The following is a 26673-nucleotide window of genomic DNA, read 5'->3' as shown; positions in this document are numbered from 1 at the left end:
TATGTACAACTGTTTTTAAGCCTGACAAGCTTAGACATGTGTTTTGAAAAAAGGTTTAATTGAAATGTCATTTTTTTTAATAATTTTCAGGAGCTAATCCTGCTCTTCACTATATCTGTTGTTGCGAACCCCGCAACAACAGGATGCCGTTACGATCAGGGCTAGGGCTTTAGGGGTAAAAGGGATTTTGGTAAGTTTTAAGAATCTGTAAGGTGTGATTATTAAAAAACGTCAGTTAGAGTGTTTTTTGTGCAGAAACGGAACGAAAAATATATCAAGAACCGTCTTAAATAATAATTTTGTGCTATCCATACAATTTTATCAAATGTCACCCTGAGCGGAGTCGAAGGCTTGATAATTCGAATGGGCTTCGACTCCGCTCAGCCGGACAAAGATTAAAAAAAATGCAATAAAACATTATTGTCTTATTGCATTTGAATTATTGGTTTTAAAAACTTACTATGAATTGCTAAACTGCAGATTGCTCAGGTTTTTATAAATACCGTTTTCAAGATTTATCAATTCCTGATGTGTTCCTTCTTCAGTAATTTTTCCGTTATCTAAAACTAAAATTTTATCAGCGTTTCTAATAGTTGAAAGACGGTGTGCGATAATAATACTGGTTCTGCCTTCCATTAAAACTTCCAGTGCTTCCTGAACCAGTTTTTCGCTTTCACTGTCTAACGAAGAAGTTGCTTCATCCAAAATTAAAATACTCGGATTTTTTAATAAAGCTCTTGCGATTGCAATTCTCTGGCGTTGCCCTCCTGACAATTTTACACCGCGTTCTCCAACCAGCGTTTCGAATTTTTCAGGGAAACCTTCTATAAAATTCAATGCGTTGGCCTGTTTGGCAGCCAGCATTATTTCTTCATCTGAAGCGTCCGGTTTTCCGTAGGCGATATTTTCCCTGATAGTTCCGCCAAATAAAATGACATCCTGAGGAACGATACTCATATTGCCGCGAAGGTTTTCTAAATCATAGTCGTAGATACTTTTTCCATCCACTAAGATTTCTCCTGAAGTAATATCGTAAAAACGTAATAATAACGAAGAAATAGTCGATTTACCAGCACCACTCGGGCCTACAAGTGCAATCTTCTGACCAAAATCAGCATTGAAGTTGACATCTTTCAATACCTGAACTTCTTTTCTTGATGGGTAGTTAAAGGCTACATTTTTAAAAGCTACGTTTCCTTTTATTTTTTCTATAGCCGAAGCTTTCGGGTTTGCATGGATAGCTTCCGGTACTTCTTCCAGTAATTCAAAAACACGTTCTGTAGCACCAACCGCTTTTTGAATCTGAGCGTACATTTCGGCTATTCCTCCAAAAGAGGCACCAATAAAGGTGGTATAAAGTACAAACGAAATCAGATCTCCTACGCCTTCAACTTCTCCTTTTATAGTTAAGGTGATACCATACCATACAACAGCAACCACACATCCGAAAAGGCATAAAATAATGAAGGAGGCAAAATAACCTCTGTACTGACCGCCTTTGATAGCGATTTTTACAATTTCTTTGATTTTGTTTTTATAACGCTGGATTTCGTACCATTCGTTGGCAAAGGCTTTTACGTTGCTGATTCCTTGTAACGTTTCTTCAACAATAACCTGACTTTCGGCTACTTTGTCCTGCGTTTTTTTTCCGTATTTGCGAATAAATCTTCCGAAGATAACAGCAGCAACAGCAACAACCGGCACGATGGCAAGCATCATCAAAGTCAATTTTGGACTGATGCTTCCTAAAATTACAAATCCACCGATAATTAAAATAAACTGACGCAAAAACTCAGCGATTGTTGTTGTAAAAGTATCCTGCAATTGTGAGATATCAGCGCTGATTCGGCTGTTCAGTTCCCCGACACGTTTTTGTGCATAAAAGGACATTGGAAGTTTTACCAGATTTTCATACAAGGCAAAACGAATGTTTGATAATGAATTCTCCGTAAAATTAACAAAAAGAGAAATTCTGAAAAACGAGAATATGGCCTGCAAAGTGAGGATTCCCATTAATGCAATGGCAATTTCGTTTGCTTTGTCAAGGTCTTTGTTTGTAACACAATCTACTAACATTCCCATTAGTTTAGGAAAGGCGAGGGCAGTGGCACTGGTTAAGAGTAAAAAAATCAAACCCAGGAAGAATTTCCATTTGTGGTTTTTAGCGTATTTAAAAATTCGGATTGCTTTTTGAAGGGAGTTAGCGTCTAATTTAGCTTTCGGTAAATCATTTTCCTGAAATCTTGCCATTTGAGTATACAATTAAGGTATGCAAATGTATGACTATAGCAAGTGAATACAAAAGGAATAATTAAAATTAGCTTTCCGGATTTTGTTTTTTAACTAAATCCTAAGATAAGGTCCAATTTTATTTCGTTTTTAAGAGACTGAAAAATAGCTTTATAAAAGTATTTATGAATTTTATTTAATATTTTTTGTCAAAAAGGCTTGCAAATACAAAATCTAGGTGTATATTTGCACTCGCAATCACGAAATGATAGCAGCCTAATAAAATAGGGCGATTAGCTCAGCTGGTTCAGAGCACCTCGTTTACACCGAGGGGGTCGGGGGTTCGAACCCCTCATCGCCCACTGTGAGGGATAGTCGAAAGATTATCCCTCTTTTTTTGATATATAAGGTATCCCTTTTCCTCCATTTTACTGGCATTATGAGATAACAAATCCAACATCGTAGGTGTTCGATAGATACCCTCCTGATAGTATAAATTGCTATCGAACACCATGTTTACAAACTGGCGTTTCTGCAAAATATCTGCCTTTGTATAGATATGCCTGATATCTCCCAATAAATCCAGCTTGCTGTCCAAAATCTCGAAAGCTTTCCCTTGGTTCATACTATATCTTTCGATTGATGCCGTAAGGGTCAATATGTGGTCGCTGTAGGTAGAATACCACCTGTCGTAAGTGTCCTTGTTTATCTCGTCCTTAAACCACTTTTCTTCTACTGCATTTAGACGTTGCTGTACTTCCTCCAGTTCATGTCTCTTCTCTGTTGCTTTTTTCTTGTTAGCCTGTACTTCCTGTTCAAGTGAAGCGTAACAGCTATTCCTTATTTCCTTGATCCGTCTTTCAGTGACACTCATAAGGTCACAGGCATTTAAGAACTGGTCATGTGCTTTTACTGCACTGATATTATTATGCTTTGAATGCTTGCATTTGTAGTAGTAGAAGTATTTTCCCGATTTCCCACGTGAAGGCGCACCTGTCAAAGGCGTTCCGCAGTGGCATTTTACAACGCCCCTCAGCGGTATTTCGTCATCGACGGTTACCTTAACCTTATCAGCCTTTTTCATTTTGTTTTGTACCATCTGCCATGTAGTCTTGTCAATAATGGCTTCATGTATGGCAGGAAAAAGCCCGCCTGGCAAGTCTTTAAACGGCTCAACCCTGACAATGCCTGCATAGACAGGATTGGCAAGAACGCGGTCAATGGCCATGTTGCCTTTCCTGTCAAAACCCGACTCGTATGCTGCTTCCTTGATTTTATATAATGGCACATCACGAAGGAACATGTCGTAAATGGTACGAACAATTTTCGCCTCTCCCTCATTTACTTCAAGGTGGCGTTGTTTCCCTTCCCCGACCTTGTTATAGCCGAAAGGCTTTTCCCTCGTAAGGAAACGGCCTTCTTTAGCGCGGGCTGTGTACAGCCCGCCACGTACTTTGATGCTCCTGTTGATATTGTCTTCCTCGGCAAGAAGCAGCTGTAGCCCCGCCCTGAAGAAACTGCCCGGCGTATCGTAATCAAAGACTATCCCTTCGGTTACGCTGATAATCTGGATGCTGTATTTTCTTTGGAATTGCTTTACCATATTCATGGCTTCGCCTGCATCCCTGCTGAAGCGGTCAAGCTGGTCTACGAGCAGGTAATCCACCGATTTATAATGCTTGGCAATGAATGCCTGTAATTTTATAAAATCCGGACGGTCAAAAGTCTTGGCACTTTTACCCCTGTCGATGAAGGAATCCACCAGCTGTATATTATTATATTGCAGGTATTGGTCTGTATACAATTCCTGCCTTTCAATCGAGCCATTACTTTGACCCAACTGGCTAAATCTTAGATATCTGATCGCCCTCTTCATATAATTCTTTCAATGTTAATGACATAATAATTTCAATTAATAAATTTACGAATTTTTGTTCTTTTTCCTGTTCTATCTCATCATAAATTTTTGCGATATGTTCATCATTATCAGTCTGTTTTGTGTCTTCGCTCTTCATTTTGCACCTCCTTTTGCCTTTTGTTAAAACAATCCTTTTAATTGGCTATGAATTTAATACACCTGATGACGTAAGGGCAATTGCAAGCTTCCAAAGGAACTGTTTGGCGGTCTTAGTCTACAAAGCAATACGGGATAGGTTATAAAACAACAAAGGCTGTCCCGACAATAGGAAGGGACAGCCTTTGTTGTTAAAAAGCGGTACAGTCAATTTGATGGATCACTCCGCTGTCGTGAATCCCATCAAAAAGGCTGATACATAAACATTGATAGCATCCAGCTATCTTTTTCTACGTCTGGCTTTCTTTTTCATCTGGTTGGCAAAATTCTCTTCCTCATAATCTTCTCCCTTCGCACTCGGCAGAAGCCCTCCAAATCCCTCAAAGAAGTTATTATCGTATTCCGACATTTTAATTTTGTCTGTTTCGGCAAAGCCAGTTACAGCATTTGTCCTGTTGCCAAAATCTATATCAGGATTAATATCAGGCTTATTGTCATTATTCCACCAGTCATTAAATACATTGCCCGAAAGGTTTTTACCCAGCTCAGAACCGTTCCATACTGTTTTAGAATTATGGTCTATAAAAGTGACCCCGTAAATACGTCCTTGAGTATTTCGGCGAGCCACAAGATTAATACCCTCTTCCAATAGTTTTTTCTTAAAATCAGATTCGTCCGATGCAGTCTGCATTACTGATTCAATCCTGCCTTTAACCAATCCCTTGGCAGGACTTTCTTTTAGTTTTATCCTGCTCTGATCATAGTGGGACTGCAATTGTACATAACCCGCACTTTTACCAAACAGCGAAGCCTTAAACGGATGCCCAGCTTTTTCTCCATTGTCATTTAGCGCAAAATATACCAATCCCTTTTTTGGAATTCCGTTATATTCGCCCTTGACTTCTTCGGCAGTAATCTTGAAAAGGGAAAGAAGGGCATTATACGCCCCGAAAGTCTGGAACTGGTAATATTTGGGAAGATGACGGACAACAGATGCTATCTGGCTTTTAATATCGCCTTCTTTATAATTTATGGGTTTGAATATGGGGCTCTGCTGGTTTTCTTTTTGCTCAGTAGCCACTTTAAGACCGTATTCTTTTTCCAATGTCCGGCACACGGCCATCGAACGCCTTTTCTCGAACTTGTCTGATATTTTCCTGCCCTCATCGTCCACACAGACGGACACGATATGTATATGGGTGCGGTCAATATCAGTGTGCTTGAATACCACGAAAGGCTGATTTTCGTAGCCCATCTGCTTCATATATTCCTGCGCCATATTCTCAAAATCAGTATCGCTTACGGTATCTTTAGGGTCAGGATTGAGCGAGATATGAAGTATCGGTTTTTCCGTTTTGCGGTTGGCCAGCAGATGCAGTTCAAAAGAACGTGATAATTGCTGTAGAGAATAACTTCCGTCAGGCGATTCGATAATCTTCTGGGTACACAAAACCTGCGCATTTTGTTTCTCGACCTTTTGATAATTATAGGTCAATGCGCCGTATAAGCTACTGCCTCTTGAGATTTTCGCTATCATGCTTTAATCTTAATTAGACTATTTTAGTCCTTTTAGATAATTCATTTCAAATTCCGCTGTAAGCTGTATTATCTTTTGCGATAGGAATGCAAGTTCTGCCGTCTGCTTTTCAAGCTTGTACAGGTATGCCAGGGCTTTCTTTTCGGAAAAATTACTATTCAGCATTTTTACGACCTGATTGTAATTTACACCCACAGTCCTGAACTGACCAAATAGCGAAGTCAGGCGCACATAATAATCGATTGCCGTCTTGTCGCCCTTTATCGTTGTAATGCCCTTCTGGAAAATGCAGGCTGTAATAAAGTGTGCCATTACATTCATGCCGGACTGTTCAAAAAGGGAAAGGAATCGGGCATTCTCTTCCGCATTCAGGCTGATGGAATAGCGGTTCACGGCAGGGTCTTTTTTAGGATGCCTGCCTCCTTTGTGCGGGTTGGTTCTGCTGTTATTTTCCATAATTATTACTGCTTGTGCCTTTTAAAGAATTTAAAAGGCAATGTATCTTATTATAAGCTGTGTCCCACGGATTTGGCACAATCTGGAAGTATTTGTCTTATGCTGTCCAGCTTTCAATAGTGCACTTGACATATGAAGGCCAAGTAAAGCCATTGGAGGACACTTTGGAGTAACGCTCCATTTTCGAGATTAATTTTCCGAAAACGAAAATTATGCTGTACAAAGAAACAGTCAGTGCAGAGATGTGGGAACTGCTCCAAAAGCTGATGAAAGATGAAATGCTGAAAGATTTTAATCTCGTTGGCGGGACTTCCCTGAGCCTTCAGATCGGACACCGGTTAAGCATTGATATAGACCTGTTCACTACAAAGGATTTTGATGTCCTGGCCATGTTAGGCAACCTAAAAAAATCGCATTCTTCTTTAAAGGTTGAAAATCTGGACACAAATACGCTGATGATAAAAATAGGCAATGTAAAGGTTGATATCCTTGCCCATAAATATGCCTGGCAAAGCCCCATACAGACTATCGAAAATGTGAGACTGGCATCCATAAAGGATATCGGAGCGATGAAACTTCATGCAATCTTTCAAAACGGCACAAGAATCAAGGATTTTGTAGATATGTACTTCCTCTTAGACCATCACCCACTAACGGACTATTTGGAAGCTTATCAAAGAAAGTACAAGGGAGATCCTGCCTTGGCTGTTGTTGCATTAACTTTTTTCGACAGCATTATAAAAGAATTTGGCGTTAAGATGATTAAAGGAAAAGAACACAGATGGTCAAAAATATCAGACCGACTGACACAAGCTTCGCTAAATCCAGCCAAGGAATTTGCAATACCTAAAATATCACCTCCAACAAAGCGCAAAGGAGGGGGATTTAAGCGTTAAAAGCTTGGTCAATTAAAAATAATTCATTAAATTTATTACTATGAAGCTAAAAGATAACACGCCGGTACCTGATTTTGAATCCAGTTTTTTTTGGGATACAGATATAGATAAGCTTGACTGGCAGAAAGTTTACAAGGCTGTTATTGCCCGTATCATAGAACGTGGCGGTCAGCAGGAAATTGATGAGCTTGTCCGTTTCTACGGATATGAGAAAGTAATTAAGGCAGTCCGTGACGAAATCTATTTCCTGCCTAATTATGCCATTGACCGCGCTGTTAAATTCTTTCCGGAACTTGAAAAGGAAGAGATGTACTGCTACCTGAACCGCAAGGACAAACCGTATCACTGGATTTAGTGATAACTACATTCCCAAACGGGTTTTTCTTGGTTTATTTAATTCCTCATCTTTACTTTGTTCAGGCTTGACTGGAATATTTATAGGCTGGTTTTGACGCTGTCTGAGGGATTCTTTTTCACTTGGGCTTAAATTGTTCCCGCTGTTGCCCACATGACGAAAAACCGTTTTAACAGGACCGATTATATCCACAGGCTTTTCAGGCTTCTGCGCAGGCTTCTTTTGACTTTCCTCAATTTTAATAACCAGCAGTTTGTCTAACAGTCTGCCCAGTCCTGTATTTGTCGGGTTTTTAAGCTGTCTGAGGAAATTCGAGAAGAAATTGGTTAAAATATTTCCGCCCCTGTCTACCTGTATAAATGGAGTTTTTGTCTTATTATCCCTTTTTTTAATTTTCTTCTTTTTTTCCTCTTCAGGTTTTGGCGGTATAAACGGTTTTTTCTTTTTCTTCTCCGCTTTGTCTCTATGTTTATCTTTTTTCATGATTTTGATTTTTACTGCGAAAGGTAATCATAATGGCTTTTTATTCCTCGTTCTGGCACTCTAAGGCCTTAATTGGCGTTATATGTCCTGATTTAGAGTGGCAGGGCTTTATATTCTGCCCAAAGAAATAATAAAAAGAAAACCAAGGTAGGACGTGCTGGATCAGCCTGTCCAAAAGCTTACGGCATAATGTTTTGCTCGTTCCTCACAAACCACCCTTCGGGACTTATTCCGTTTCCTTTTGGCCTGCCTGCATCCCGTCCTGTAAAAATTGCTTTCTTTTTCTTTTTTCCGTTTTTCTGTTTTCTTTGGAAAAATATTATTTTCTTGGTTTTTGTACAGGCTCAATTGTGTGAGGTTTGGAAACCTGTAAAGATTTAAACGGTTATAGAAAAGCGTTTTTTAGGAAACTTAAAAAATGGGCTTGTTCTTTTCATTGAAGCTTGCCGTTATCTGCTGTTCGAACTCATGGAAATGATGTTCCAGCAGATTGCTGAGATAGGCATAGATGGTAATATTGTCCTCTCCGATAACCTGAACGATACGGGTGAGCTTTTTGTGGTGATCGGGATCGATATATACTGATTTGCCGTGGCGTGCCGTGCTTTTTACTTCCTTGAAAAATATACTTTCATAGTCAGCCTGATTATTCCGTTTTGCCTGGCTCTTCTCTTTTGCTGCAGACTTTTCTTTTTCGGGCTGTTCAACAGGTTTTCTGGTATCGGTATTAAACCCTTCTTTTCTTACTCCATCCACCATCAGATCCATCATTTTTCCTTCATCGATATCCGGTGTCACCTTTTTTTCATTGTCGCTGTTCATGATTTTTATTGCTTTATAGTTTGTCAATTTTCCGTTTGCTTTTAAATAGTACCGTATAATTGCACCTGTTTTTATCCGTAGCTCCTGTTCTGTTGAAAGAGGTTCAGCTACATAAAAATGAATACAGTCAAACGCCTGTCTTATCTACTGCGCAACCAATCGTCTTTGGTGCTGTATGGTTGTAGTTGATGCCTTTTTTGTTGTGTGTGCTGTTATTTGTCTTTTTTGGCATTGGGAGCCACGTATCACCGTTTGTACGTTCCTCTGTTCGGACAAATAACAGGAAATATGGCCAGACTCTAAAAATATGGCGCTCGAAGACAGTATTAGGCACTCATTGGACTGCTTGTAAAAAGTTATTATTCAAAATACCCTTGCCGAAATTTGTAATAGGAGCAGATGCTTTTTTCAGTTAACATAAAAAAAAGGGCTTCAAGCCCTTTCAATTAAAAACCATCGGTAATACTATTTTCGAGAGAAAATGCAAGTTGTGTTCTGAGCTGCTTGAAATACTTTCCGCAGCTCAAAACCACTTGCCCTTGCAGGGGCTTGAAAAAAACTCCAAAGTCGTTTTTTAATTAGTTGTTTCGAATGTTTTCAGTGTTAGCTTCCTTCTTATAAGTTCACCTGATTTTTTAGTATCGATATCATATTAAACATCCTTTCAGGTTTACGACGTTTTTTATACTCCATATTTCTACGGTTATTTTTAGGTATCAAGGGAAAAACTATTGGTTTTTCGCCATAAGGCCTGTATTTGCTAGCCTTTTTATGCGTTTTAGCTTTTTTAGAAGGCCTGTAAAATGGCTCGGTTTTTATAAATTTTGGCTCGGTTTTGTTAACAATCCTTCCACAATATTGTTTTAATTTAGCTTTTGCAAAACACTAAAGATGTGAATATTAGCTAATTTTTAGCAGTATAGATAGGGTGAATTGGTATGCCAATACGTCACGTCAACTATGATTCACAGATTTGCCCGGATTTATATTCTGCTATTTGTATGTGCATTCATAAGCAAAACATTAGAATTTGAAAGTTTGTTATTCAACTATAGTCACTAATGGCATTTTTAATCCGTTTTTGGCATAAGATTATCCTGAATTGATAAGGGTTAATTATTTATTTCACAGAACTTTACACTATAATCCTCAGTTGCATTACAATGAAATTTAGCCAAAAGCAAAATGGATCGTTTTTTACAAATTTTGGATCGTTTTTGGTAACAATTCTTTGACAGTTCTGTTTTAATTTTGCTCTATAAAATATTTATACAGTGATTATTACACAATAAAAAGCCCATATGTTCGGCTGGTTTGCTATGCCTTAGGTCCAATTGTAAAAAACACTGTAAACGTTAAAAGCAATGACATGAAAACATCAATATCTCTTAAGAACACTATAACCGACATAATCTGTATGCTTTATATCTTGCTTTTTGTATATGCGGCTGTAAGTAAATTGCTTGACTTTGAGGACTTCCGCGTGCAATTGGGACAGTCACCTTTATTAAGTGCTTTTGCCGGATACATTGCATGGATGGTACCGATTCTTGAATTATTTATTGCACTACTTATTGTTTTTAAAAGATGGAGATTAATTGGTCTTTTTGCAGCCTTTAGTTTGATGGTTATGTTTACCGCATATATCTATATTATTTTAAATTACAGTTCCTCTGTTCCCTGTTCCTGCGGAGGTATTCTGGAGAAAATGGGATGGAAGGAACATTTCTTTTTTAATGCAGTTTTCATGGTCCTGGCGGCAGCGGGTATCCTGATATCGGCCGGTGGGATACCAAAGGTATCCCTAATTTCAAAACCCGCTGTTATCGCCAGTGCTCTTATGTTGACTTTCTTTTTTAGTATTGGTGTCGTTGCTTTTCTATTTATGCTCTCGGACACGGAAATTAAAAGAAATAACGCATTCATTAGGAAGTATATTCCACATGCTTTGGAAAAAGTAGGCGAATATCCATTAGAATCTAACTCCTTTTACATTGCCGGTGCAGATGAAAATACTGTTTACTTGGGCAATTATTTAGCACCGCTTTATGTTAAGTCAATAAATATAAAAAACAGGAATGTACATGAGAATCGGATATCAATAGATAAAACCGACCTTCCTTATAAAAGGGTAAGAATATATGTCAGTCCACCTTATTTTTTTCTTGGAGACGGTACAGTTCCTGTATTATTTAAAGGTTCAGTAAGTAATTGGAATGCAAGAATTTTTTCAATAGAAAATGCATATTTTACACAATTTTCAGTTTTAGATCCTTTCAAAATAGCTATTGCAACAAACAGTGGCAAGACTGGAGAAAATATTTTGGGTTTGGTCACAAGTCAGGCAGATTCTTTAAATCTCAGGCTAAATGATACAATCCTTAAGCGGCAGATTGATGGAAAATTCGATACAGATGGAGTATTGACAAATAATGAGAAAGGCAGTATCGTATATGTATATTATTACCGCAACCAATATATTGTGGCTGATGCGCAATTTCATTCTTTCTCTATCGGTAAAACAATTGATACTATTGGCAGGGCACAATTAGATGTTGCCCATTACAAAAATAAAGATCAGTACAAATTAAGAGTAAACACTGTCGTGATTAACAAACATACTTCAGCGTATGGGGATTTATTATATGTACATAGTGATAGGCTGGGTAAATACGAGGATGAGAAAGTTCTGCGCTCAGCCAGCATAATTGATGTATACAATTTTAAGGAAAAAGCATATTTAAAAAGCTTTTATCTCTACCACCAGCGTGACGTAAAACTACAGGAATTTAAAGTCTATAAAAATTTAGTCTTAGCACTTGCACAAGACAAACTATGGATTTACCGTATTAAGTAATGAAATATTTTAAGAGATACTACGTAGTTTCAGGAATAAGGCCGAACACCTGTAGAAAAAAGTAGGCCGTTAACTTTAAAATTTTAGAATTATGAAAAGTAAATTTTTTAAATTCGGATTACCCGTTGGGGTTTTTATGATGGCAATAGGTCTCGCCTTTGCCTCTGAGAGTAAAGCTTCAGAGAAAGAAGCTTTTGTTACAGGTTACATTTTTCAGGCAGGTCAGTGTAGACCAGCTCCAAAAGACTGTAACAACATCAGTGCCACTCCCTGTACCTACCTTGGCAATCAGGTATGGTCGGTGAACAATGGCACAAGCTGTGCTGCGATGTTATTCCATCAAGGCTTGTAGTTTTTCAGGGTATGGAATGATAATATATCATTCCATACCCTTTTTACAAAAAGTATCAAACCATTCTTCTATTTCTTTGGATAAAAGCTCCTGATTGTCTGGGTTCATTATATTATGTCCCTCATTTTTGAAAAGCAATAATTTACCCTTTTTATGAAGCCGCTTCATTGCCATATGCATGTAAATACTTTGTGACCAGTTGACATTGTAGTCTTCCTTGCCAGCCCAGAGTAAAAGCGGTGTATTTAGCTGCTGAACATTATATAAAGGAGAATTTTTATTGTACTGTTCTTTTAGATCATAAAAGGAAGCCCCCATCCTATATTGCTGGCTTTCGATTCTCCACATCTGATCTCTTTTCCAATCCCATGCGACATCGTGATACCAACTGACCAAATCCGTTACCGGCGCTCCAGCTACGGCGGCGGCAAAAATATTGCTTTGGGTAGTGATATAGGCTGTTTCGTATCCTCCAAAGGAATGACCTATCAGCCCGATTCTATTTTTGTCTACCGATTTATTTTTTAATACCTCGCTGACTGCTGCCCTTACCGATTGTAATGCCGAATAACCGGGATTCTGTTGACGGTATACGATATCAGGCAATAAAACAAAATAATCTTTTGTCACAAAGTTTAAGATGTTAAAACCAGTATAGGAATATTGCGTCGGCGAATTATATGAATTAACGAATTCAGCAGTTTGTTCATAAATATATACGATCATGGGGTATTTTCTCCCTGTTTGGAAATTTGCAGGATAAATTAGCACTCCCCTCTGCATATCACCATCCTGACCAGGATAATGTACTACCTGATCCTGGCCTAAATCGTAATCCAATAGCGCAGCATTAATTTGATATAAAATTTTTGAAAGCTTATTATTTAATTCTAAAACATGAATAGAGGGAGGCAAATTGTACCTGTAGGCCTTAAATATCAAAATATTTTTGTTAAGAGATTAAGAGGTTCATCGACCTTTATCGGAGCAAAACACAGTTCTTTTACTCCTGTTTTTTTCTTAAAAAAGGCAAAACCACTGCTAAAGTCTTCCCCTGTCATATCCAGCAAAATGCCTTTATCCAGATCAAAGCTGATTCCTGTGTTCTTGGAGAAGTGGCTTAAATACTTTAGATCATTTCTTCTGCTGTCTCTGTTGATTCTGAATTTAATTTTGTTGGTCCTTCCAGATGTAATTTTTTGGTATTGCATCCCTGTTGGATCCATTAGCCATATATCGTACTGGTCATACAAAATGAGGTTTTCATCCTCTGACCAGCCAGGACTTCCAAATGGTATATTCTCATTGGTCCAGCTTCCTTTAACATCCCGGAAAGCCTCTTTAAGCTTGCTGGTCACGTTCTCGGATTCTCCAGTCTTTACATTAAATATCCACCAATTACTGTCATTAAAATAGGCTACATAGTTTCCTTTAGGCGATAATGAAACAAATTCCGGCTGTATACTTTGTTTTTTTATAATCAGTTGTTTTTTGCCGGACTTATTATTTATGCTATAGATATCTGCTTCTAAAAACTGTTTGTATTGAGGCTCATACACTAATTTATTGAAAACTAAGCAATACGGATGATTAGGGTTAAAAAGTACGCTTGGGGTCTCTTTGTCGGCAATTTCGAGAATCCGATCACTCTGTACATCCCATGCTGTAAGCAGGAAAGGCAGTTCATTCTTCTTGTAATCTTTCATTTGTGGATAAATCCAAGGTTCGTCAGTATCCCATGTTTCCATTGCTTCCATATCAGGAACCTCACGGCTGGATTTTCTGTAAAAGAAAACATTATTTCCATCGTCTGAAATGGAAAGTCCCCTGTTGCCTATAACGGCATTTAAGGAATGTTTATTTAGAACATCGTTATCCAGCATCTTATGCTTTTCCTTTGCAACATCATAAATATGGATTTTATGCTGGTGTCCTGCAGTCTCTAAAAAAGTCATAATATTTCCGGATCCAGTCCATTTTAAATCAGAGCAAACACTATTCTCAGATTTATAGATAAGTTTATATTGTTGCTCAACAGCATCAATTAGTACTGACTCACCCGATTTTTCATCGATGAACTGAGCAGCTAACAGATCTGCGGTTGGGTGCCAAACACAGTCGCCTGCATTAGAAAAACTACGGCTGTTATTGTGTATGAGATCAATAACAAGAAGCGAAGCCGAAATATCAGGCTTAACAGCATTTGCAGCAATAAAATTACCACTGTAAGAAAAACTAAATGATTGTATATCATTATAAACTTCTTCGTGAAGATTGCTTAGATCAATTACCTTAAGCTTATTGTCAGGCGTTGTATAAGCAAACCATTTATTGTTATTAGAAAAATTAAAAATACCCGACGTAGCTAATTTTAGGATTGTTGTTCCCCGTGTATTTCTCAAGTAGAGCGTGCTTTGCTTTTTATGATATGCTTCCTCGAATGCAATCCATTGTCCGTCATTACTAAGCGCGTTGATATAGACATTCTTGCTCCATAATGAATCCAGTTCGCGGGTATACCTTTTTTTCAGCGTTTTATCTTGCGCAAGTACAGGTTGCTGTATTATGCAACAACCCGTAACAATTAATAACATTTGAAAGTATAATCCACGCATTATACCTAAATAATATAAAATTTTCATTTTGCCTTGTTTAGTATCCTGGATTTTGAGGTGCCAGGTTGGGATTCATTAATAATTCAGTTTCTGGAACAGGAAGCAGAACATCTGTTGGTCTCCAATTAGGCTTAATTGGGGACAAAACTTCCTGAGCCTGTCCGAAACGCTTGAGATCAAACCACCGCTGTCCATACTCTGAGAAAAGCTCAACTCTCCTTTCTTGCAATACGGATTGAAGTATTTCAGCCACTGAAACGGCTTGTGTATCCGATAGTCCTGCACGGTGCCTTATCTGATTTATGTCTTCCCGCGCACCGCTGAGATCGCCAAGATTGACGCGCGCTTCAGCACGAATTAAATATTGTTCTGCAAGCCTTAAAACTATTGAATACTCCTGTGATGTGCCGGTATTTGCTGATTGGCGGTATTTATAAGGAGCATACCATGACTGATTGCCATCTGATATTTCTACAACCCATTGCTGCCTCCTTAGATCATTCGTTTCGAAGGCTTCTTCCAGTCCATAATTTAGGGCCATAAGTGGCGGTGGTCCTGTCACGAATAAAAAGGTGAGAGCCTCTTGTGTATTTTGGCCAGCATTTTTTGGCTTTAATTGGAAGATTGCCGATGTGCTTTCCTTTAAAAATTCATTTGCTAGATTGGCTTCAAGCTGGTACATTGGGGCATTGATTACTGTTGAACTCTCATTTTGTGCGTCCTCCCAATGACCCATGCACAGATAAACCCTTGCCAGTAGTGCTGAAACGGCAAATGTGTTAGCCCGGATACGTTCTCCAGATACATAGTCTTCAGCAAGTAATGTTTTCGCCTCAATAAGATCTTGCACAAGATTTATATACACCTGTTCTGAGCTCATCCGCGCTACATGCTGGTTAGCAGTATAATCTGTTGTTTGGATATAGGGTACATCTCCGAAGAGCTCAACGAGGTAGAAATGGCATAGCGACCTTACAAATAGCGCTTCTCCTTTTAATTGGCTTTTTGTGGTTGCGGAAAGATTTTCAGAAGCTTCCAAGCCTTCAAGTGCCGAATTGCTCATATAAATTACGCTATATGTTCCATTCCATACTGTCTTGATGATGTCGTTTGAAGCTATAATATTGTGATTATAAAAAGTTGCCACAGGCTGGCCGGGGGTGGCATAATAATCGAATTCATCGGAATAAAAACCCATTAGCGCATTTAATCCATATAAGTTTCCGGTAAGCAATACATCGTCACGAAGCCTGCCATATAGGGTTGTGACCGCTGCAGTTGCGGTTTCTTCATTTTCAAATATAGTGGCTTGCGGCAATTGGCCTTTAGGATCATCTGCCTCTACAAAACTCTCACAGCCTATAGGAAGATAAATAAGTAAAATCATCAAGGCTACAGTAGAACCTTTGACAATATTTTTTAAAGTATTTTTCATAATTGTAATTTTAAACTGTTATAATTCCATCCTGACCCCAAAAGATATTCTTCTCACCGGGGCGAGGAATCCAGGTGCTTGTTCAGGGTCACCGCCTTTAAATTTTGTGAAGGTTAAAAGGTTCTGTCCCTGCGCAAATAAGGTACAGCCGGCAATCCCTTTTTCTTTAAGAGGAAGCTTGTATGACAGCGCCAGAGTTTTCATCCGTATGAATGATGCGTCTGAGATTACACCGCTGCTTTGTGTAAATTGGGAATAGGCAGTATAGGCATCAAAGTTCCATCCAGTCGTATAAATCTGCATTGATGCATTATCACCGGGATTCTGCCATCGGTCTAAAGAAGTTTGAGGCTGGTTAAGCATTGTTCCGGGAGGCTCGGTAGTATAAAATTCATTGAGTCCCTTTTTTTTCATAAACTGAAAAGTTGCATCAAGACTCCAATTTTTATATTGGAGCGTATTGCTTAGCGATCCATAAAATTTAGGTGTTAGATCTGCAACAAATTGCCTGTCTGCAACGGTAATGGCATTATCGCCGTTGTAATCGCTAAAATTAAATAGCCCGGTTTCGGTATTTACACCTTTGACCTGATACAGCTTATAAATAGACAATGGCTGCCCAATGACCAATTGGTTGGCATATGAAGAATTTTCGAGTCCTTCGAAGGCGACAAGCCTGTTTCTAGGCACCGTAAATTGAAGGGAAGTGTTCCATTTGAATCTGTCATTTTGGATATTATTTATGCCGATTCTTATTTCCCATCCTGAATTTTCTACTGTTGCGTTAAGATTCGCGTTAATTGAGCTGAAACCTGTGGTTCCCGGCAAAGGGATTCCTAACAGCTGATTGTTTGATCTGTTGTTGTAATAAGCTGCCTCAAGGTTAACTGCTCCTTTCCAAAATTCTGCTTCAAGGGCAACTTCAACCTTCTTGTTTTTTTCCCATGCAAAGCCGGGGTTAAAAAGGCGTGAAGGTGTCAGGCCAATGTTTCCGTTGTAACCGCCGTCTGTGATGGAATAGGTATTGAGGTATTGGTAATCTCCAATTTGATCATTGCCTGTGATTCCATAACTTGCCCTGAGTTTACCAAAGTGCAGCCATGTCAGGGCATTACTGAATTTTTCTTTTGAAAAAAGCCAGGCAGCACCTATTGCTCCAAAATTTGCAAAGCGATTGTCCGGCCCAAAGCGACTGGAACCGTCCCTGCGTCCGGTGAAGTTTACAATGTATTTACTACGTAAATTAAAATTGACCCGTGCATAGCCTGCCTGATAACGGTACTGCGTTGTCTGCTCATTTATAAACCTCACGGTAGTGGCAGCACTAAAATTTGTAATTAGGTAGTTGTTGGCAAAGCCATTGGCACTCAGCGTCAACTGGTCGCTTTCCTTCTCCTGAAAAGTACTGCCCAAGGTCAGGTTTAAGCTTCCCCATGAAAAATCATGCTTATAATCAAGCTGGGGTTCCACAATCCATGAATTCCTGATGTTTTGGTTGCGGGTAGCATTGGATGAGGCGGGCGTAAGTCCAAAAGCGGGATCATATATTGTATTTGGGCTGACCTGTATTTCAGTTAGTTCTGAACGATTGTATCCTAAGTTTGTTTTTAGTTCAAGACCCTGCATGACAACATAGCTTATCACTGTATTTGCCATAAGGTTGTGGGTTTGGTTGTGATAGTTGCTGTTTAGCGCAGCGAGCGGATTGGTCCAAGTGCTGCCTTCCCAGTTTAGCTGCCCATTTTCGTCATATAATTCAGGGGCATTTGGGGGCAGTATGCGTGCTATGCGGGAAAGGTCTGAAGAAGGAAGGAAGTTTTGATCCTGCCCATAGTTGGCAGAGAATTGTATGCTTAACTTCTCGTCTGGCGAATGATGGGTAATATTAGCGTACGCTGTTGTTTTTTTATAGTTAAAGTCTCCGGGAAACACAGTTGTTTCTTTCATAAAGGTTCCTCCAAGAATAAAGCGGGTTGATTCGCTTCCCCCTGTCGCTGACAGCCTTACTGTGTTGTTGTAGGCAGTATTGCCTACAAGTTCTTTCTGCCAGTCGGTATATCGGTTTTGATCCCAAGTTCCATTGACATCGTATTCCCAGGCCGGAATCTCAGTTATGCCATCATTTGCAAAAGCCTCGCGTCGCATTTCAAGATACTGGTCTGTATTTAAAAGCTTTAGCATGAGCGTGGTCGAAATTAATGTGGTAAAGGCTTCAACCGAGAATTTTGTTTTGCCTGCACGCCCTCGTTTGGTCGTGATTAATATTACGCCATTTGCGCCACGGGATCCGTAAATTGCGGTTGCATCCGCGTCTTTTAGTACTTCTATAGAAGCTATCAGAGAAGGATCTATTGTATTTAAAGGATTGATATTCCCTCCTGGCAGTATACCGCCAGAGACATCCCTGCTTCCTAAGCTACCGGAATCGAATGGCACTCCATCAACTACATACAAGGGTTCATTACCTGCGGATATACTGCTCTGGCCTCTTATACGCACTTGGTAGCCACCTCCAGGCAAGCCTGTGGTGGAAACGATATCAACACCATTTAACTTGCCCTGCATAGCTGAAAGTACATCATTAACGGGCTGCTTGTCAATATCTTTTGACGTAATCCGTCCAATACTTCCTGTTCGGTCTTTGTCTTTAACGGAATAGTAACCAGCATTTATAGTGACTTCCTGAAGCGCAGTCGCATCTTCATTCATTACTAAGTTTATAGAAGATTGTGCGCCTACAGTAATTTCCATAGTTTTAAAACCAATAAAAGAGAAAACAAGAATATCGGTAGTAACCGCATTAATAGAATATTTACCTGTTCGGTCGGAAATGGTCGATACAGTTGTTCCTTTTACGGTAATTGTAACTCCGGGCAATACACCAACAACATCTGTAATAGTTCCGGTTATGGTTTGCTGTTGTTGTGTGATGGAGTATTTAAGGGTGGTAGTAGCAAAGATAACAGGAGAGGTTAAGTACAACGTTGAAATAAACGTGTACCAAAGAACCTCCCGACCCTTGCAAAATGAAAAATTTTTCATAATATTGGATAAGGTTAAATTAAAACGAAAGTTTTTTTAATTCTGGTTCTCTACACTTGTCGCAAACAGTGGGTAGAGGGCTTTTTTTTGTCCGGTATCAAGTAGGAAGCATGCTGAAACCGCGACTGATTCCGCCTGTTTTTAATAGCCTGTGACTGTATAATGACTAACTCAAAATGAAAAATAAGACAGCACAGGCATTATTAAATAAGGCTTTAATCTTTTTTAATTCATAAGCACGTAAGGTTTATTGGTTAGACAATAACTTTTACGAAACTACAAAGGGGAGAAGTACGCTATGAATTTAAGGTGAGGGTAGTAATTCCTAAAAAGGAGGCGTGGGTTGTTCTCAGCTTATTGCCTTCATGGTACTGGTATACCGGGAACAATAAGTGTGAGCCCACGCCATAAATGACGTGAGCATTTGCACTTATCTTCTCGTTCCCATTTAAAAAGTACCAGTTTTTGAAGGCGAGATTCAAAGCGAATGCTTCAAATATTTTTAATGAAGTTATCGCAAAATTACATTAAATAAAACATATTTAATAGTACAAATATATAAAAATAATTTACACATGTGTAATTGTTAAGATGTTTTTTTATTGCTCATTTTGTTTATATGAAAAAACAGATAAAAATTGAAGAACTCACTAACTCTATTTCTACAGTCATAAAGAAGCTTTATAAGGATCGCCATAAAGCTATTTTAAGTGAGAATAATGATTATTTTGCAGAGATTGGAAAAAATTTAGGACTAGAAAGATATACTAGTAATCATAATGTAACATGTAGCAAACTTTTTGCAATCTGTGATTTTTTGGAAATTTCATTATCTGATTTCTTCAAATTGGTTGAGGAAGAAGATAAAAATTTAAAGTTTAATAAAGAAACTAAAGGGCAACTTGTCAGAAAAGCATATAAAAAACTGTCTACCTAAATGGCTGTAATTAAAAGTAGATAACATACTAAGATGCCTAAACATCTTACCTAAATGTGAGTTATCCCTCCACCGGTGAAACACATCCTTTTAAATAGAAGAAAAAAAATAGAAGGTATGTGCTTTTTTATAACTCTTGAAACGCATACAATTCTAAAGACATTTTAGGAAAAAGTTGTGAAACTTTGCATAAAACCAAACGAATTTAGTTTTACACTTTAATCAACTATTATTTTTAACTAATCATTATTTTTTATTGCTTAGTTGAGGTTACAGGAAGTGACCGTAGGCAAGATTTGTTCTGCTATTTTGCCTCCTGGCAATCTTTAAAAGAACTTGATTCTGGTTGGGTTAATTAAACGTAAATATTAAAGTAAATGATACTTAAATAACAGTAGTTTTAATTTGCAACTGGTGACAGTCATAAAAAAATTCTTACTCAAAATCGAATAAATCTTTGGTCTTAATCCCCAATGCCTTAGAAATTAATTTTATATTTGACAGCGAAGTATTTACAGCTCCACGCTCGATCCTGCTGATAACCGAAACATCACAGTCGCAGTCAATAGCTACCTGAGCCTGCGTAATATTCTTGCTCTCCCTAATGAATTTTAGGTTAGCTCCGAATCGTAAAAGGTATTTTGTATCTACTGTTTTTCGCACACGCAAAATTGGGAGCTATCAGAATAATATGTATAGGAGTTATTGTCCTATATTGAAAAAGGAATATCTTTATCAAAAAATTAATAAAAAAATGTTGGCATATAATTATAGGCTTTTATTTGGCATCGGTTCCCTGCTGTTTTCCGTTTTTACATACGGACAGAATCCTGTAATTCCAAACCTTCCGGTATTGCCAACGCCAACCACTTCACAAATACCCAACTATACAATACAGCCAGGCACAACTTCAAATAAAAAGAACGCAACTCCTGCGCAACTTTACCCATCGGAAGAACAAAGCTTCCAACAGCGACAGAACCAAAATATAATGAATGAGGTTGAACAGCAGGAGAAGCTTCGCGAGAACGCCATGAACGAGGCTAAAGCTGATATTCAAGAGCTGATTTCAGAAATTAATTATGACCTTCCTTCTCATTCAAATATTGAGGGAACAAAGGAGTACGTAAATGTTTATGAAAAAATGCTAAGACTGGACATCGAAAGCTACTCCATAAAAGATGTTAATTTTGATATTGAAAATGCCTACTTTGAAAATAAACTTGATAAAGCAGAATTTGACAAAACCATAAAACAATCTGCGGATTTTATTTTGGCTAAAATAAAAGAGAGAAATTTTGATATGAATAACAACACAGCTAAAAACTTTATGCTGTTTGAGTTCTTTACTCAACCTATGCAGGTTAAAGGATTTAAAGAAAAACATTTTCCAATCAAATATGATTTTGAAGACTATTGGGGTAGAAATGACTGGTCGAAAATGTTTGTTACAAAACTTCTAAAAACCAATAGTGGACAGTGCCACTCAATGCCACTGCTTTACTTAACACTAGCTGAAGCAATTGGGGCAGAAGCATATTTATCCCTATCACCGAATCATTCTTATATCAAGTTTCAGGATGAAAAAGGTAAATGGTATAACTTAGAACTGACAAACGGAATGCTCACCGTTTCATCCTTTATTTTAAACAATGGATTTATAACTGCTGAAGCGATCCAGAATAAAATTTATATGCAGAACTTAACTAAGCAACAAATGCTTTCACAATTTTATACTGATTTAGCGAGTGGTTATCTACACAAGTTCGGGTATGATGGATTTGTTGATAAGGTAATTAATAAAGCACTCGAATTATATCCAACGAGCATCAATGCTAATATAGTTAAAGCAAACTATAATGAAGCACGGTTAAAATATGTTTTTAAAAAACTGGGAATAAATACACAAACCCAAGACGGAAGAAATAAGATATTAAACTATCCAAAATCGATTGAAATTCTACAACAAATGCACGCACAATATAAGATAGTTGATGATTTGGGGTTTCAGCTTATGTCCGCAGATGCTTATGAAAAATGGCTGGGCTCATTAAAAGAAACAAAGAATAAAGAAGAAAGTGAAAAACTTGCTAAACAATTTAAAGGAACTATCATAAAACTTAAAAACTAATAATGACAAAAAATATACTTTTAATTCTTCTATTGATTTCAAAATTTTGTGTCATTGCTCAAAATAAAGAAAGACTATTTGAAGATAGTTTTATATTACTGAATAGTATGATTGAGAATGAGAGTAATTATAGTTTCAAGAAAGCTGTTTTCTCGGTAGAAAATGCTTATTTAGATGGTAGTCTGGATACACTTACAGTAAATAAACAAATCAAATTATTAAACAATTTAAGTAAATCATTGATTAAAGACAGATTTTTAGCTTACGTTGAAAGAGACAAAGAAACGGTAAATAAATGGGCTTCTGTTTTTGAAGTAATGCACGATACAATTCCAATAAATATTAATGGAAAAATTTATACGTATAAACCATTTGGATATGATTTCAATGATATTTTTGGGCATAATACTCATGAAAATCTTTTTGTTTCAAAGTTACTAAAAACACACAAGGGTAATTGTCATTCTTTACCTTACTTATACAAAATTTTAGCAGAAGAACTGGGCGTTGAAGCTAATTTGGCACTTGCACCCAACCACATTTATATCAAGCATAGAAGTATAAAATATGGCTGGTACAATACAGAACTCACAAGCGGAATTTTCCCCATTGATGCTTGGATTATGGCTTCAGGATTTGTACACATTGATGCAATTACTAATGGTGTATATATGAAAGCACTAAACAACAAAGAAAGTATTGCTCTTGTTTTGATTGATTTAGCAGATAATTACAATGTTAAATTCCCAAATAATGACGGAACTTTCATCTTGAGATGCTGTGAAACAGCAATAAAAGCTTATCCAAATTTTGCGACTGCATTAATTTTAAGAGCCGAAACACATTCCACTCAAATCGAAAAAATACAAGACAAAGAAAAACGTGATTCTGAATTTAAAAGCTTGGAAAAAGAATATGCACATATACACGAAATCGGATATAGAAATATGCCTGAAGATATGTATTTTAACTGGTTAATTTCTTTAAAAGAAGAACGCAGTAAATATGAAAACAAAAAAATGAATACTTTTAACAAAAATTAATTCTTATGAGGAACTACTATTTTTTAATTTTTCTTTTGTTCACAATTGGAACAATATCTGCACAGAAAAAAGAAAAACTTTCTAAAGAAGAAAAAGAGAGAAGAGAGAAAAATATTCAGGCAGGAAACCCATTCATTAAATATGGAAGTAAAGCACCAGTTGCAACATTAAGCAAAGGAAAATATTTGGAGGTTCACGATCTTGATAGTATTGTAACAATCGGTACGATGCGTTGGCACGTTGATAAAAAGGAAATTGTAGGAAGAATAGTTGTTGACACATTAAATGTAGATGCACAACCAATTGGTGATACTGCTGGACGCTGGATGTCACCTGATCCATTGAGTGAAGAATACCCAGATTGGACACCATATAGGTATGGACTTAATAATCCTATATTTTACAAGGATCCAACAGGATTATTAGAAGACGATTATGGTGTGGATGCTGATGGTAATATAGAATTAATTAAAAGGACAGATGAAAAAGTAGATAGACTTTTTGCAGTGGATGATGCAGGAGCAAAAAAAGATGTTAATAATAGTGGTGAAGTAGATAATGGTGATAGTGTTGAAGTAAAAAAAGGAGTATTAGGAAACGTTAAAGAAGGGACTGATGCAAATGGTATTGCTTATGATTTTATGAAAACAGATAATAACTCTCAATCAAAAAATTTATTTGAATTTTTAGCCGTTAATACAAATGTAGAATGGGGTAAAGTTGATGTTAATAGCAAAAGTTTTATTTCAACAGAGCATAATACTACCAGAGAGGCTGGAAGTGCAGACATTCTTTATAAAAGTTTACTTCAAGGTACAGCAACATCAATTACTCATACACATAGCCACCCTGCTGGAAGTTATCCTGGATACGTTGGACCTTCAGGTTTTAATAAAAATTCAACAACCTATAGAAAAGGAGATGATGCTTTGGCAAGATGGACAGAGCAATATTATAAATCAAAAAATGTAAAATTTAATGTATATGAAACTACTACAAAAAAATATATTCCATACAATAGCAAAGGTATTATCAAAAAGTAAGTTACTACTTTTACTATTTATTTTCTTCTTTATAAGTTGTAAATCACAAGAGCTAAAATATGAGGATTTAAAAGCATTAAATTCAACACATATTATAAAAAATGATATTGTTTTTGAGTTGTTAGCTAAACTACAGCTACACGAAAAATTGTTTAGCAATAAATCGGATTGTATTTATTTAGATTTTAAAAAAAATAAAGAAAATGATTATACCGTTTCAGCAACTCACTTAACTTATCTCGATAGTAAAATTTTAAAACACGATAGTAATAAAAAATTAAAAGGGTATATTAACTATTCTGATAAAGTAATATTTCTTTTTGGTGATATTGATGAATTTTTATTTATGAGGAATAATATAAAAATAGAAAATGTTTTAAAGACTTCATATAAAGTTGATAAAAATCATCCTCCAGTTGCCCTACATATCAATTTTATTACATATCATATATTTAATAATAAACTGACAGAGTTAAATAACCAATGACAATATTAAACATATAAGCATTAATAAATATAATCGATTCTATAAATTCTTTTACCTTTAGCTTTAATCGGCTCATTGATTTTTATTCTGCTTTTTCATTCTTATGATTGTTAGTCTAACCAGAATCGATAAATACTCTTGATTTCAATGCTTTACAAACTTTGAAAAAAATTAAAATTGGTATTAGGTGTTCGATATATTCTCTTAAGCAGTGTAAGTATCATACCAACAACCAGCTTAATATTAGATTAAAAGGCAATATATGAAAATATTAAAGGACAAATTTACAATGAATACTAAAAATCAAAAAACGCAAGTTTCCTAATTTAGAAACTTGTGTTTCTGCATTAATAAACTTCTGTATTCATTTGGAGTATAACCAACTCTTTGTTTAAATAATCTAGAAAAATGTTGTGGATATTTAAAACCCAGTTCATAGGCAATTTCACTAATTGATTTGCTTTTAGCCTCACTAATGATATGCTCGGCCAAAATAACACTTGCCGTTTGATTGGCTTTTTTCTGCAAATAAAATTCAAATTTTGTGGGCTTATATTAAGCAAATGGGCATAATGAGCCACAATTATTTTGCAATTGAGAACTATGACTAAGCAGGTCTTTGTAAGACAAAAAAATGTCATTCAATACTGGAACAAAAACTTTCAAAGTTGGGGGTTCCTCCAATAATAGTACAAGTAAAGCTTTCAGTAAACCCTCAATCACGGTAAAATTATCTTCGCCAACCAGTAAAGCAAAAAGTTTTTCAATCTTTCCATGTTTGCTCAGTGGCAAAACAGTATGCTCACTGGCTTTAGAGATAAGTTGTTTTAGTTCATACTCAAGGCTTTCGGTTACAAACGCTTTTTTTAAAATCAGAACATATCCTTTGGGGTTGCTTGTAATGTCCCAATGATGCACCTGTTCTTTCCGCACAAAAAAGACCAAGGGCGGTTGTATGACATAGTCTTTATAATCAATAACATGCCTACCTGCTCCTTCAGATAGGTAGATAATCTCAAAATAACTGTTATGCTTGTGTGGCTCTGTTTTTCTAATTTCTTTCCGAAATGGGGCAACTTTTAGTAAAGATGAAGTTCCACTCTTGTCTTTTATTTTAACAGTGGATGTCATGATAGCTCTAACTTTTTAAAACTGCAAAACACAAAATTTTGTATAGTATCAAAAGGTGTTTTGTGATCAATGGTGATACAATTGATTTTCTCAAAAATATTTTTCAGTTGCTCTTTCATGGAGTTTTCTGAATATTGTTTGATTTCAATACCACTACATTTTTTTGGTCCTTGTTCAGAAAAAGTACCAATAACCATAATCCCACTGGAACTGATAGCTTGCCGTGCTGTCTCTAAATAAGTTGAAATATCGGTTTCTGAGGTTAGAAAATGAAAGGCTGCCCTATCGTGCCAAAAATCATATTGTTCTGTTGGCTTGAATAAAGTTATGTCAGTAACAATCCACTTTACCTTATATGATTTCTCACCAAGTCGCAATTTTGCTTTTTCAATAGCTGAAGCTGAAATATCAAGAACGGAAATATCTTGGTAACCCAAATCCAGCAAATGGTCAACCAAAAAGCTGTCACCACCACCTATATCGATTATTTTGGCAGTTTTTGGCAAATTGAATTGTTTTATAAACTCCAATGAAGTTTCAGGTGTTGGTTGATACCAACTAACATCATTAAGTTGTTTTGTCTGATAGATAGTTTCCCAATGGTTTTTTCTGTCAAAGTTTTCCATTTGAATTGCAGGATGATTTTAATTTAGCTTATAACATCAAATATATGACTTTTTAAATAATCCTTAAAATATCACAATAGACAAAAAAGATGCCTCAGCAACTCTATTTCTTTCTACTCTTCCAACCATCATTCGGCCACTTCTATTTATTCTTATAAGCATAATAGTGGATAAAATCCCTA

The 26673-nt window shown here is 36.9% G+C and carries 22 protein-coding genes, 1 tRNA gene and 1 pseudogene; 10 read left to right on the top strand and 14 right to left on the bottom strand.

What is annotated here, in order from left to right:
• Positions 1-459: 459 nt before the first annotated feature.
• A complete protein-coding gene (locus tag GWR14_RS21775) occupies positions 460-2250 on the bottom strand; it encodes an ABC transporter ATP-binding protein (RefSeq protein ID WP_163411258.1) in 1791 nt (596 codons plus the stop codon).
• Positions 2251-2516: 266 nt separating this feature from the next.
• Between GWR14_RS21775 and GWR14_RS21770 the strand changes: the two genes are divergently transcribed.
• Positions 2517-2591: transfer RNA gene (locus GWR14_RS21770), tRNA-Val, on the top strand.
• Here the strand turns inward: GWR14_RS21770 and GWR14_RS21765 are convergent.
• From GWR14_RS21765 to mobA, 4 genes are all read right to left on the bottom strand, one after another.
• Entirely contained in the window at positions 2582-4105 is a 1524-nt protein-coding gene (locus tag GWR14_RS21765) for a recombinase family protein (RefSeq protein WP_163411257.1), read from the bottom strand. The genes GWR14_RS21770 and GWR14_RS21765 overlap by 10 nt on opposite strands.
• On the bottom strand, positions 4074-4244 hold the full coding sequence (locus tag GWR14_RS21760) for a hypothetical protein (protein WP_163411256.1): 171 nt from the start codon (positions 4242-4244) through the stop codon (positions 4074-4076). The genes GWR14_RS21765 and GWR14_RS21760 overlap by 32 nt, the downstream gene beginning before the upstream one ends.
• Positions 4245-4523: 279 nt before the next feature.
• Entirely contained in the window at positions 4524-5780 is a 1257-nt protein-coding gene (gene mobB, locus GWR14_RS21755) for a conjugal transfer protein MobB (protein ID WP_163411255.1), read from the bottom strand.
• Positions 5781-5798: 18 nt separating this feature from the next.
• Positions 5799-6236 (bottom strand): conjugal transfer protein MobA, encoded by a 438-nt coding sequence (gene mobA / locus GWR14_RS21750; RefSeq protein ID WP_163411254.1) that lies wholly within the window; start codon positions 6234-6236, stop codon positions 5799-5801.
• A gap of 212 nt (positions 6237-6448) precedes the next feature.
• On the opposite strand from mobA, the gene GWR14_RS21745 reads away from it, so the two are divergent.
• Together GWR14_RS21745 and GWR14_RS21740 are read left to right on the top strand one after the other, a co-directional pair.
• Positions 6449-7132: a nucleotidyl transferase AbiEii/AbiGii toxin family protein gene (locus GWR14_RS21745; protein WP_163411253.1), complete on the top strand. Its 684-nt coding sequence runs from the start codon at positions 6449-6451 to the stop codon at positions 7130-7132.
• A gap of 40 nt (positions 7133-7172) precedes the next feature.
• Positions 7173-7487, top strand: coding sequence for a DUF6922 domain-containing protein (locus GWR14_RS21740; protein WP_163411252.1), 315 nt, complete (start codon positions 7173-7175; stop codon positions 7485-7487).
• A 6-nt stretch (positions 7488-7493) separates the two neighbouring features.
• Here the strand turns inward: GWR14_RS21740 and GWR14_RS21735 are convergent, their stop codons facing one another.
• Positions 7494-7970 carry a hypothetical protein gene (locus GWR14_RS21735; protein ID WP_163411251.1) on the bottom strand — a complete coding sequence of 159 codons (477 nt, stop codon included), beginning with the start codon at positions 7968-7970 and terminating at the stop codon, positions 7494-7496.
• A 411-nt stretch (positions 7971-8381) separates the two neighbouring features.
• Entirely contained in the window at positions 8382-8792 is a 411-nt protein-coding gene (locus GWR14_RS21730) for a DUF3408 domain-containing protein (protein ID WP_163411250.1), read from the bottom strand.
• A 1369-nt stretch (positions 8793-10161) separates the two neighbouring features.
• Between GWR14_RS21730 and GWR14_RS21725 the strand changes: the two genes are divergently transcribed.
• Together GWR14_RS21725 and GWR14_RS21720 are read left to right on the top strand one after the other, a co-directional pair.
• Positions 10162-11649, top strand: coding sequence for a DoxX family protein (locus GWR14_RS21725; RefSeq protein WP_163411249.1), 1488 nt, complete (start codon positions 10162-10164; stop codon positions 11647-11649).
• Positions 11650-11740: 91 nt separating this feature from the next.
• Entirely contained in the window at positions 11741-12001 is a 261-nt protein-coding gene (locus GWR14_RS21720) for a DUF6520 family protein (RefSeq protein WP_223150989.1), read from the top strand.
• Between the two features lie 27 nt (positions 12002-12028).
• Here GWR14_RS21720 and GWR14_RS21715 read toward each other — a convergent pair whose 3' ends face one another.
• The 4 genes from GWR14_RS21715 to GWR14_RS21700 all read right to left on the bottom strand — a co-directional run bounded on the left by GWR14_RS21715 (position 12029) and on the right by GWR14_RS21700 (position 19093).
• Positions 12029-12841, bottom strand: coding sequence for an alpha/beta hydrolase family protein (locus GWR14_RS21715; protein WP_163411247.1), 813 nt, complete (start codon positions 12839-12841; stop codon positions 12029-12031).
• A 98-nt stretch (positions 12842-12939) separates the two neighbouring features.
• On the bottom strand, positions 12940-14643 hold the full coding sequence (locus tag GWR14_RS21710) for a TolB family protein (RefSeq protein WP_163411246.1): 1704 nt from the start codon (positions 14641-14643) through the stop codon (positions 12940-12942).
• A 10-nt stretch (positions 14644-14653) separates the two neighbouring features.
• The gene (locus GWR14_RS21705) at positions 14654-16051 is read right to left on the bottom strand and encodes a RagB/SusD family nutrient uptake outer membrane protein (protein WP_163411245.1); all 1398 of its coding nucleotides are present in this window, start codon (positions 16049-16051) and stop codon (positions 14654-14656) included.
• Between the two features lie 18 nt (positions 16052-16069).
• On the bottom strand, positions 16070-19093 hold the full coding sequence (locus tag GWR14_RS21700) for a SusC/RagA family TonB-linked outer membrane protein (RefSeq protein WP_163411244.1): 3024 nt from the start codon (positions 19091-19093) through the stop codon (positions 16070-16072).
• A gap of 619 nt (positions 19094-19712) precedes the next feature.
• Here GWR14_RS21700 and GWR14_RS21695 point away from each other — a divergent pair.
• A complete protein-coding gene (locus GWR14_RS21695; protein WP_163411243.1) occupies positions 19713-20030 on the top strand; it encodes a hypothetical protein in 318 nt (105 codons plus the stop codon).
• Between the two features lie 435 nt (positions 20031-20465).
• On the opposite strand, the gene GWR14_RS21690 is transcribed toward GWR14_RS21695, so the two are convergent.
• Complete coding sequence (locus GWR14_RS21690; protein WP_163411242.1) at positions 20466-20693, bottom strand: helix-turn-helix domain-containing protein; 228 nt, start codon at positions 20691-20693, stop codon at positions 20466-20468.
• 91 nt (positions 20694-20784) lie between these two features.
• On the opposite strand from GWR14_RS21690, the gene GWR14_RS21685 reads away from it, so the two are divergent.
• Genes GWR14_RS21685 through GWR14_RS21670 form a run of 4 tightly spaced genes read left to right on the top strand, consistent with a single transcriptional unit; the run spans position 20785 to position 24734 of the window.
• The gene (locus GWR14_RS21685; protein ID WP_163411241.1) at positions 20785-22161 is read left to right on the top strand and encodes a hypothetical protein; all 1377 of its coding nucleotides are present in this window, start codon (positions 20785-20787) and stop codon (positions 22159-22161) included.
• Between the two features lie 2 nt (positions 22162-22163).
• On the top strand, positions 22164-23204 hold the full coding sequence (locus GWR14_RS21680; RefSeq protein WP_246236365.1) for a hypothetical protein: 1041 nt from the start codon (positions 22164-22166) through the stop codon (positions 23202-23204).
• A 5-nt stretch (positions 23205-23209) separates the two neighbouring features.
• Positions 23210-24247: a JAB-like toxin 1 domain-containing protein gene (locus GWR14_RS21675; RefSeq protein ID WP_163411240.1), complete on the top strand. Its 1038-nt coding sequence runs from the start codon at positions 23210-23212 to the stop codon at positions 24245-24247.
• Complete coding sequence (locus tag GWR14_RS21670; RefSeq protein ID WP_163411239.1) at positions 24189-24734, top strand: hypothetical protein; 546 nt, start codon at positions 24189-24191, stop codon at positions 24732-24734. The genes GWR14_RS21675 and GWR14_RS21670 overlap by 59 nt, the downstream gene beginning before the upstream one ends.
• Before the next feature lie 321 nt (positions 24735-25055).
• On the opposite strand, the pseudogene GWR14_RS21665 reads toward GWR14_RS21670, so the two are convergent.
• Both GWR14_RS21665 and GWR14_RS21660 read right to left on the bottom strand, forming a co-directional pair.
• Positions 25056-25865: pseudogene (locus GWR14_RS21665) on the bottom strand (AraC family transcriptional regulator).
• Positions 25862-26491 (bottom strand): class I SAM-dependent methyltransferase, encoded by a 630-nt coding sequence (locus GWR14_RS21660; protein WP_163411238.1) that lies wholly within the window; start codon positions 26489-26491, stop codon positions 25862-25864. The pseudogene GWR14_RS21665 and the gene GWR14_RS21660 overlap by 4 nt, the downstream one beginning before the upstream one ends.
• Positions 26492-26673: the final 182 nt, after the last annotated feature.

Origin of the sequence: Flavobacterium ajazii, from assembly GCF_010614725.1 — a bacterium.
GTDB lineage: Bacteria > Bacteroidota > Bacteroidia > Flavobacteriales > Flavobacteriaceae > Flavobacterium > Flavobacterium ajazii.
This window is presented reverse-complemented; position numbering and strand designations above follow the sequence as displayed.

What these genes read in the sequence shown, in the direction of transcription:
- GWR14_RS21775 (WP_163411258.1), bottom strand. Translation starts at nt 2,250, where the DNA reads ATGGCAAGATTTCAGGAAAATGATTTACCGAAAGCTAAATTAGACGCT.
- GWR14_RS21765 (WP_163411257.1), bottom strand. Translation starts at nt 4,105, where the DNA reads ATGAAGAGGGCGATCAGATATCTAAGATTTAGCCAGTTGGGTCAAAGT.
- GWR14_RS21760 (WP_163411256.1), bottom strand. Translation starts at nt 4,244, where the DNA reads ATGAAGAGCGAAGACACAAAACAGACTGATAATGATGAACATATCGCA.
- mobB (WP_163411255.1), bottom strand. Translation starts at nt 5,780, where the DNA reads ATGATAGCGAAAATCTCAAGAGGCAGTAGCTTATACGGCGCATTGACC.
- mobA (WP_163411254.1), bottom strand. Translation starts at nt 6,236, where the DNA reads ATGGAAAATAACAGCAGAACCAACCCGCACAAAGGAGGCAGGCATCCT.
- GWR14_RS21745 (WP_163411253.1), top strand. Translation starts at nt 6,449, where the DNA reads ATGCTGTACAAAGAAACAGTCAGTGCAGAGATGTGGGAACTGCTCCAA.
- GWR14_RS21740 (WP_163411252.1), top strand. Translation starts at nt 7,173, where the DNA reads ATGAAGCTAAAAGATAACACGCCGGTACCTGATTTTGAATCCAGTTTT.
- GWR14_RS21735 (WP_163411251.1), bottom strand. Translation starts at nt 7,970, where the DNA reads ATGAAAAAAGATAAACATAGAGACAAAGCGGAGAAGAAAAAGAAAAAA.
- GWR14_RS21730 (WP_163411250.1), bottom strand. Translation starts at nt 8,792, where the DNA reads ATGAACAGCGACAATGAAAAAAAGGTGACACCGGATATCGATGAAGGA.
- GWR14_RS21725 (WP_163411249.1), top strand. Translation starts at nt 10,162, where the DNA reads ATGAAAACATCAATATCTCTTAAGAACACTATAACCGACATAATCTGT.
- GWR14_RS21720 (WP_223150989.1), top strand. Translation starts at nt 11,741, where the DNA reads ATGAAAAGTAAATTTTTTAAATTCGGATTACCCGTTGGGGTTTTTATG.
- GWR14_RS21710 (WP_163411246.1), bottom strand. Translation starts at nt 14,643, where the DNA reads ATGAAAATTTTATATTATTTAGGTATAATGCGTGGATTATACTTTCAA.
- GWR14_RS21705 (WP_163411245.1), bottom strand. Translation starts at nt 16,051, where the DNA reads ATGAAAAATACTTTAAAAAATATTGTCAAAGGTTCTACTGTAGCCTTG.
- GWR14_RS21700 (WP_163411244.1), bottom strand. Translation starts at nt 19,093, where the DNA reads ATGAAAAATTTTTCATTTTGCAAGGGTCGGGAGGTTCTTTGGTACACG.
- GWR14_RS21695 (WP_163411243.1), top strand. Translation starts at nt 19,713, where the DNA reads ATGAAAAAACAGATAAAAATTGAAGAACTCACTAACTCTATTTCTACA.
- GWR14_RS21685 (WP_163411241.1), top strand. Translation starts at nt 20,785, where the DNA reads ATGTTGGCATATAATTATAGGCTTTTATTTGGCATCGGTTCCCTGCTG.
- GWR14_RS21680 (WP_246236365.1), top strand. Translation starts at nt 22,164, where the DNA reads ATGACAAAAAATATACTTTTAATTCTTCTATTGATTTCAAAATTTTGT.
- GWR14_RS21675 (WP_163411240.1), top strand. Translation starts at nt 23,210, where the DNA reads ATGAGGAACTACTATTTTTTAATTTTTCTTTTGTTCACAATTGGAACA.
- GWR14_RS21670 (WP_163411239.1), top strand. Translation starts at nt 24,189, where the DNA reads ATGAAACTACTACAAAAAAATATATTCCATACAATAGCAAAGGTATTA.
- GWR14_RS21660 (WP_163411238.1), bottom strand. Translation starts at nt 26,491, where the DNA reads ATGGAAAACTTTGACAGAAAAAACCATTGGGAAACTATCTATCAGACA.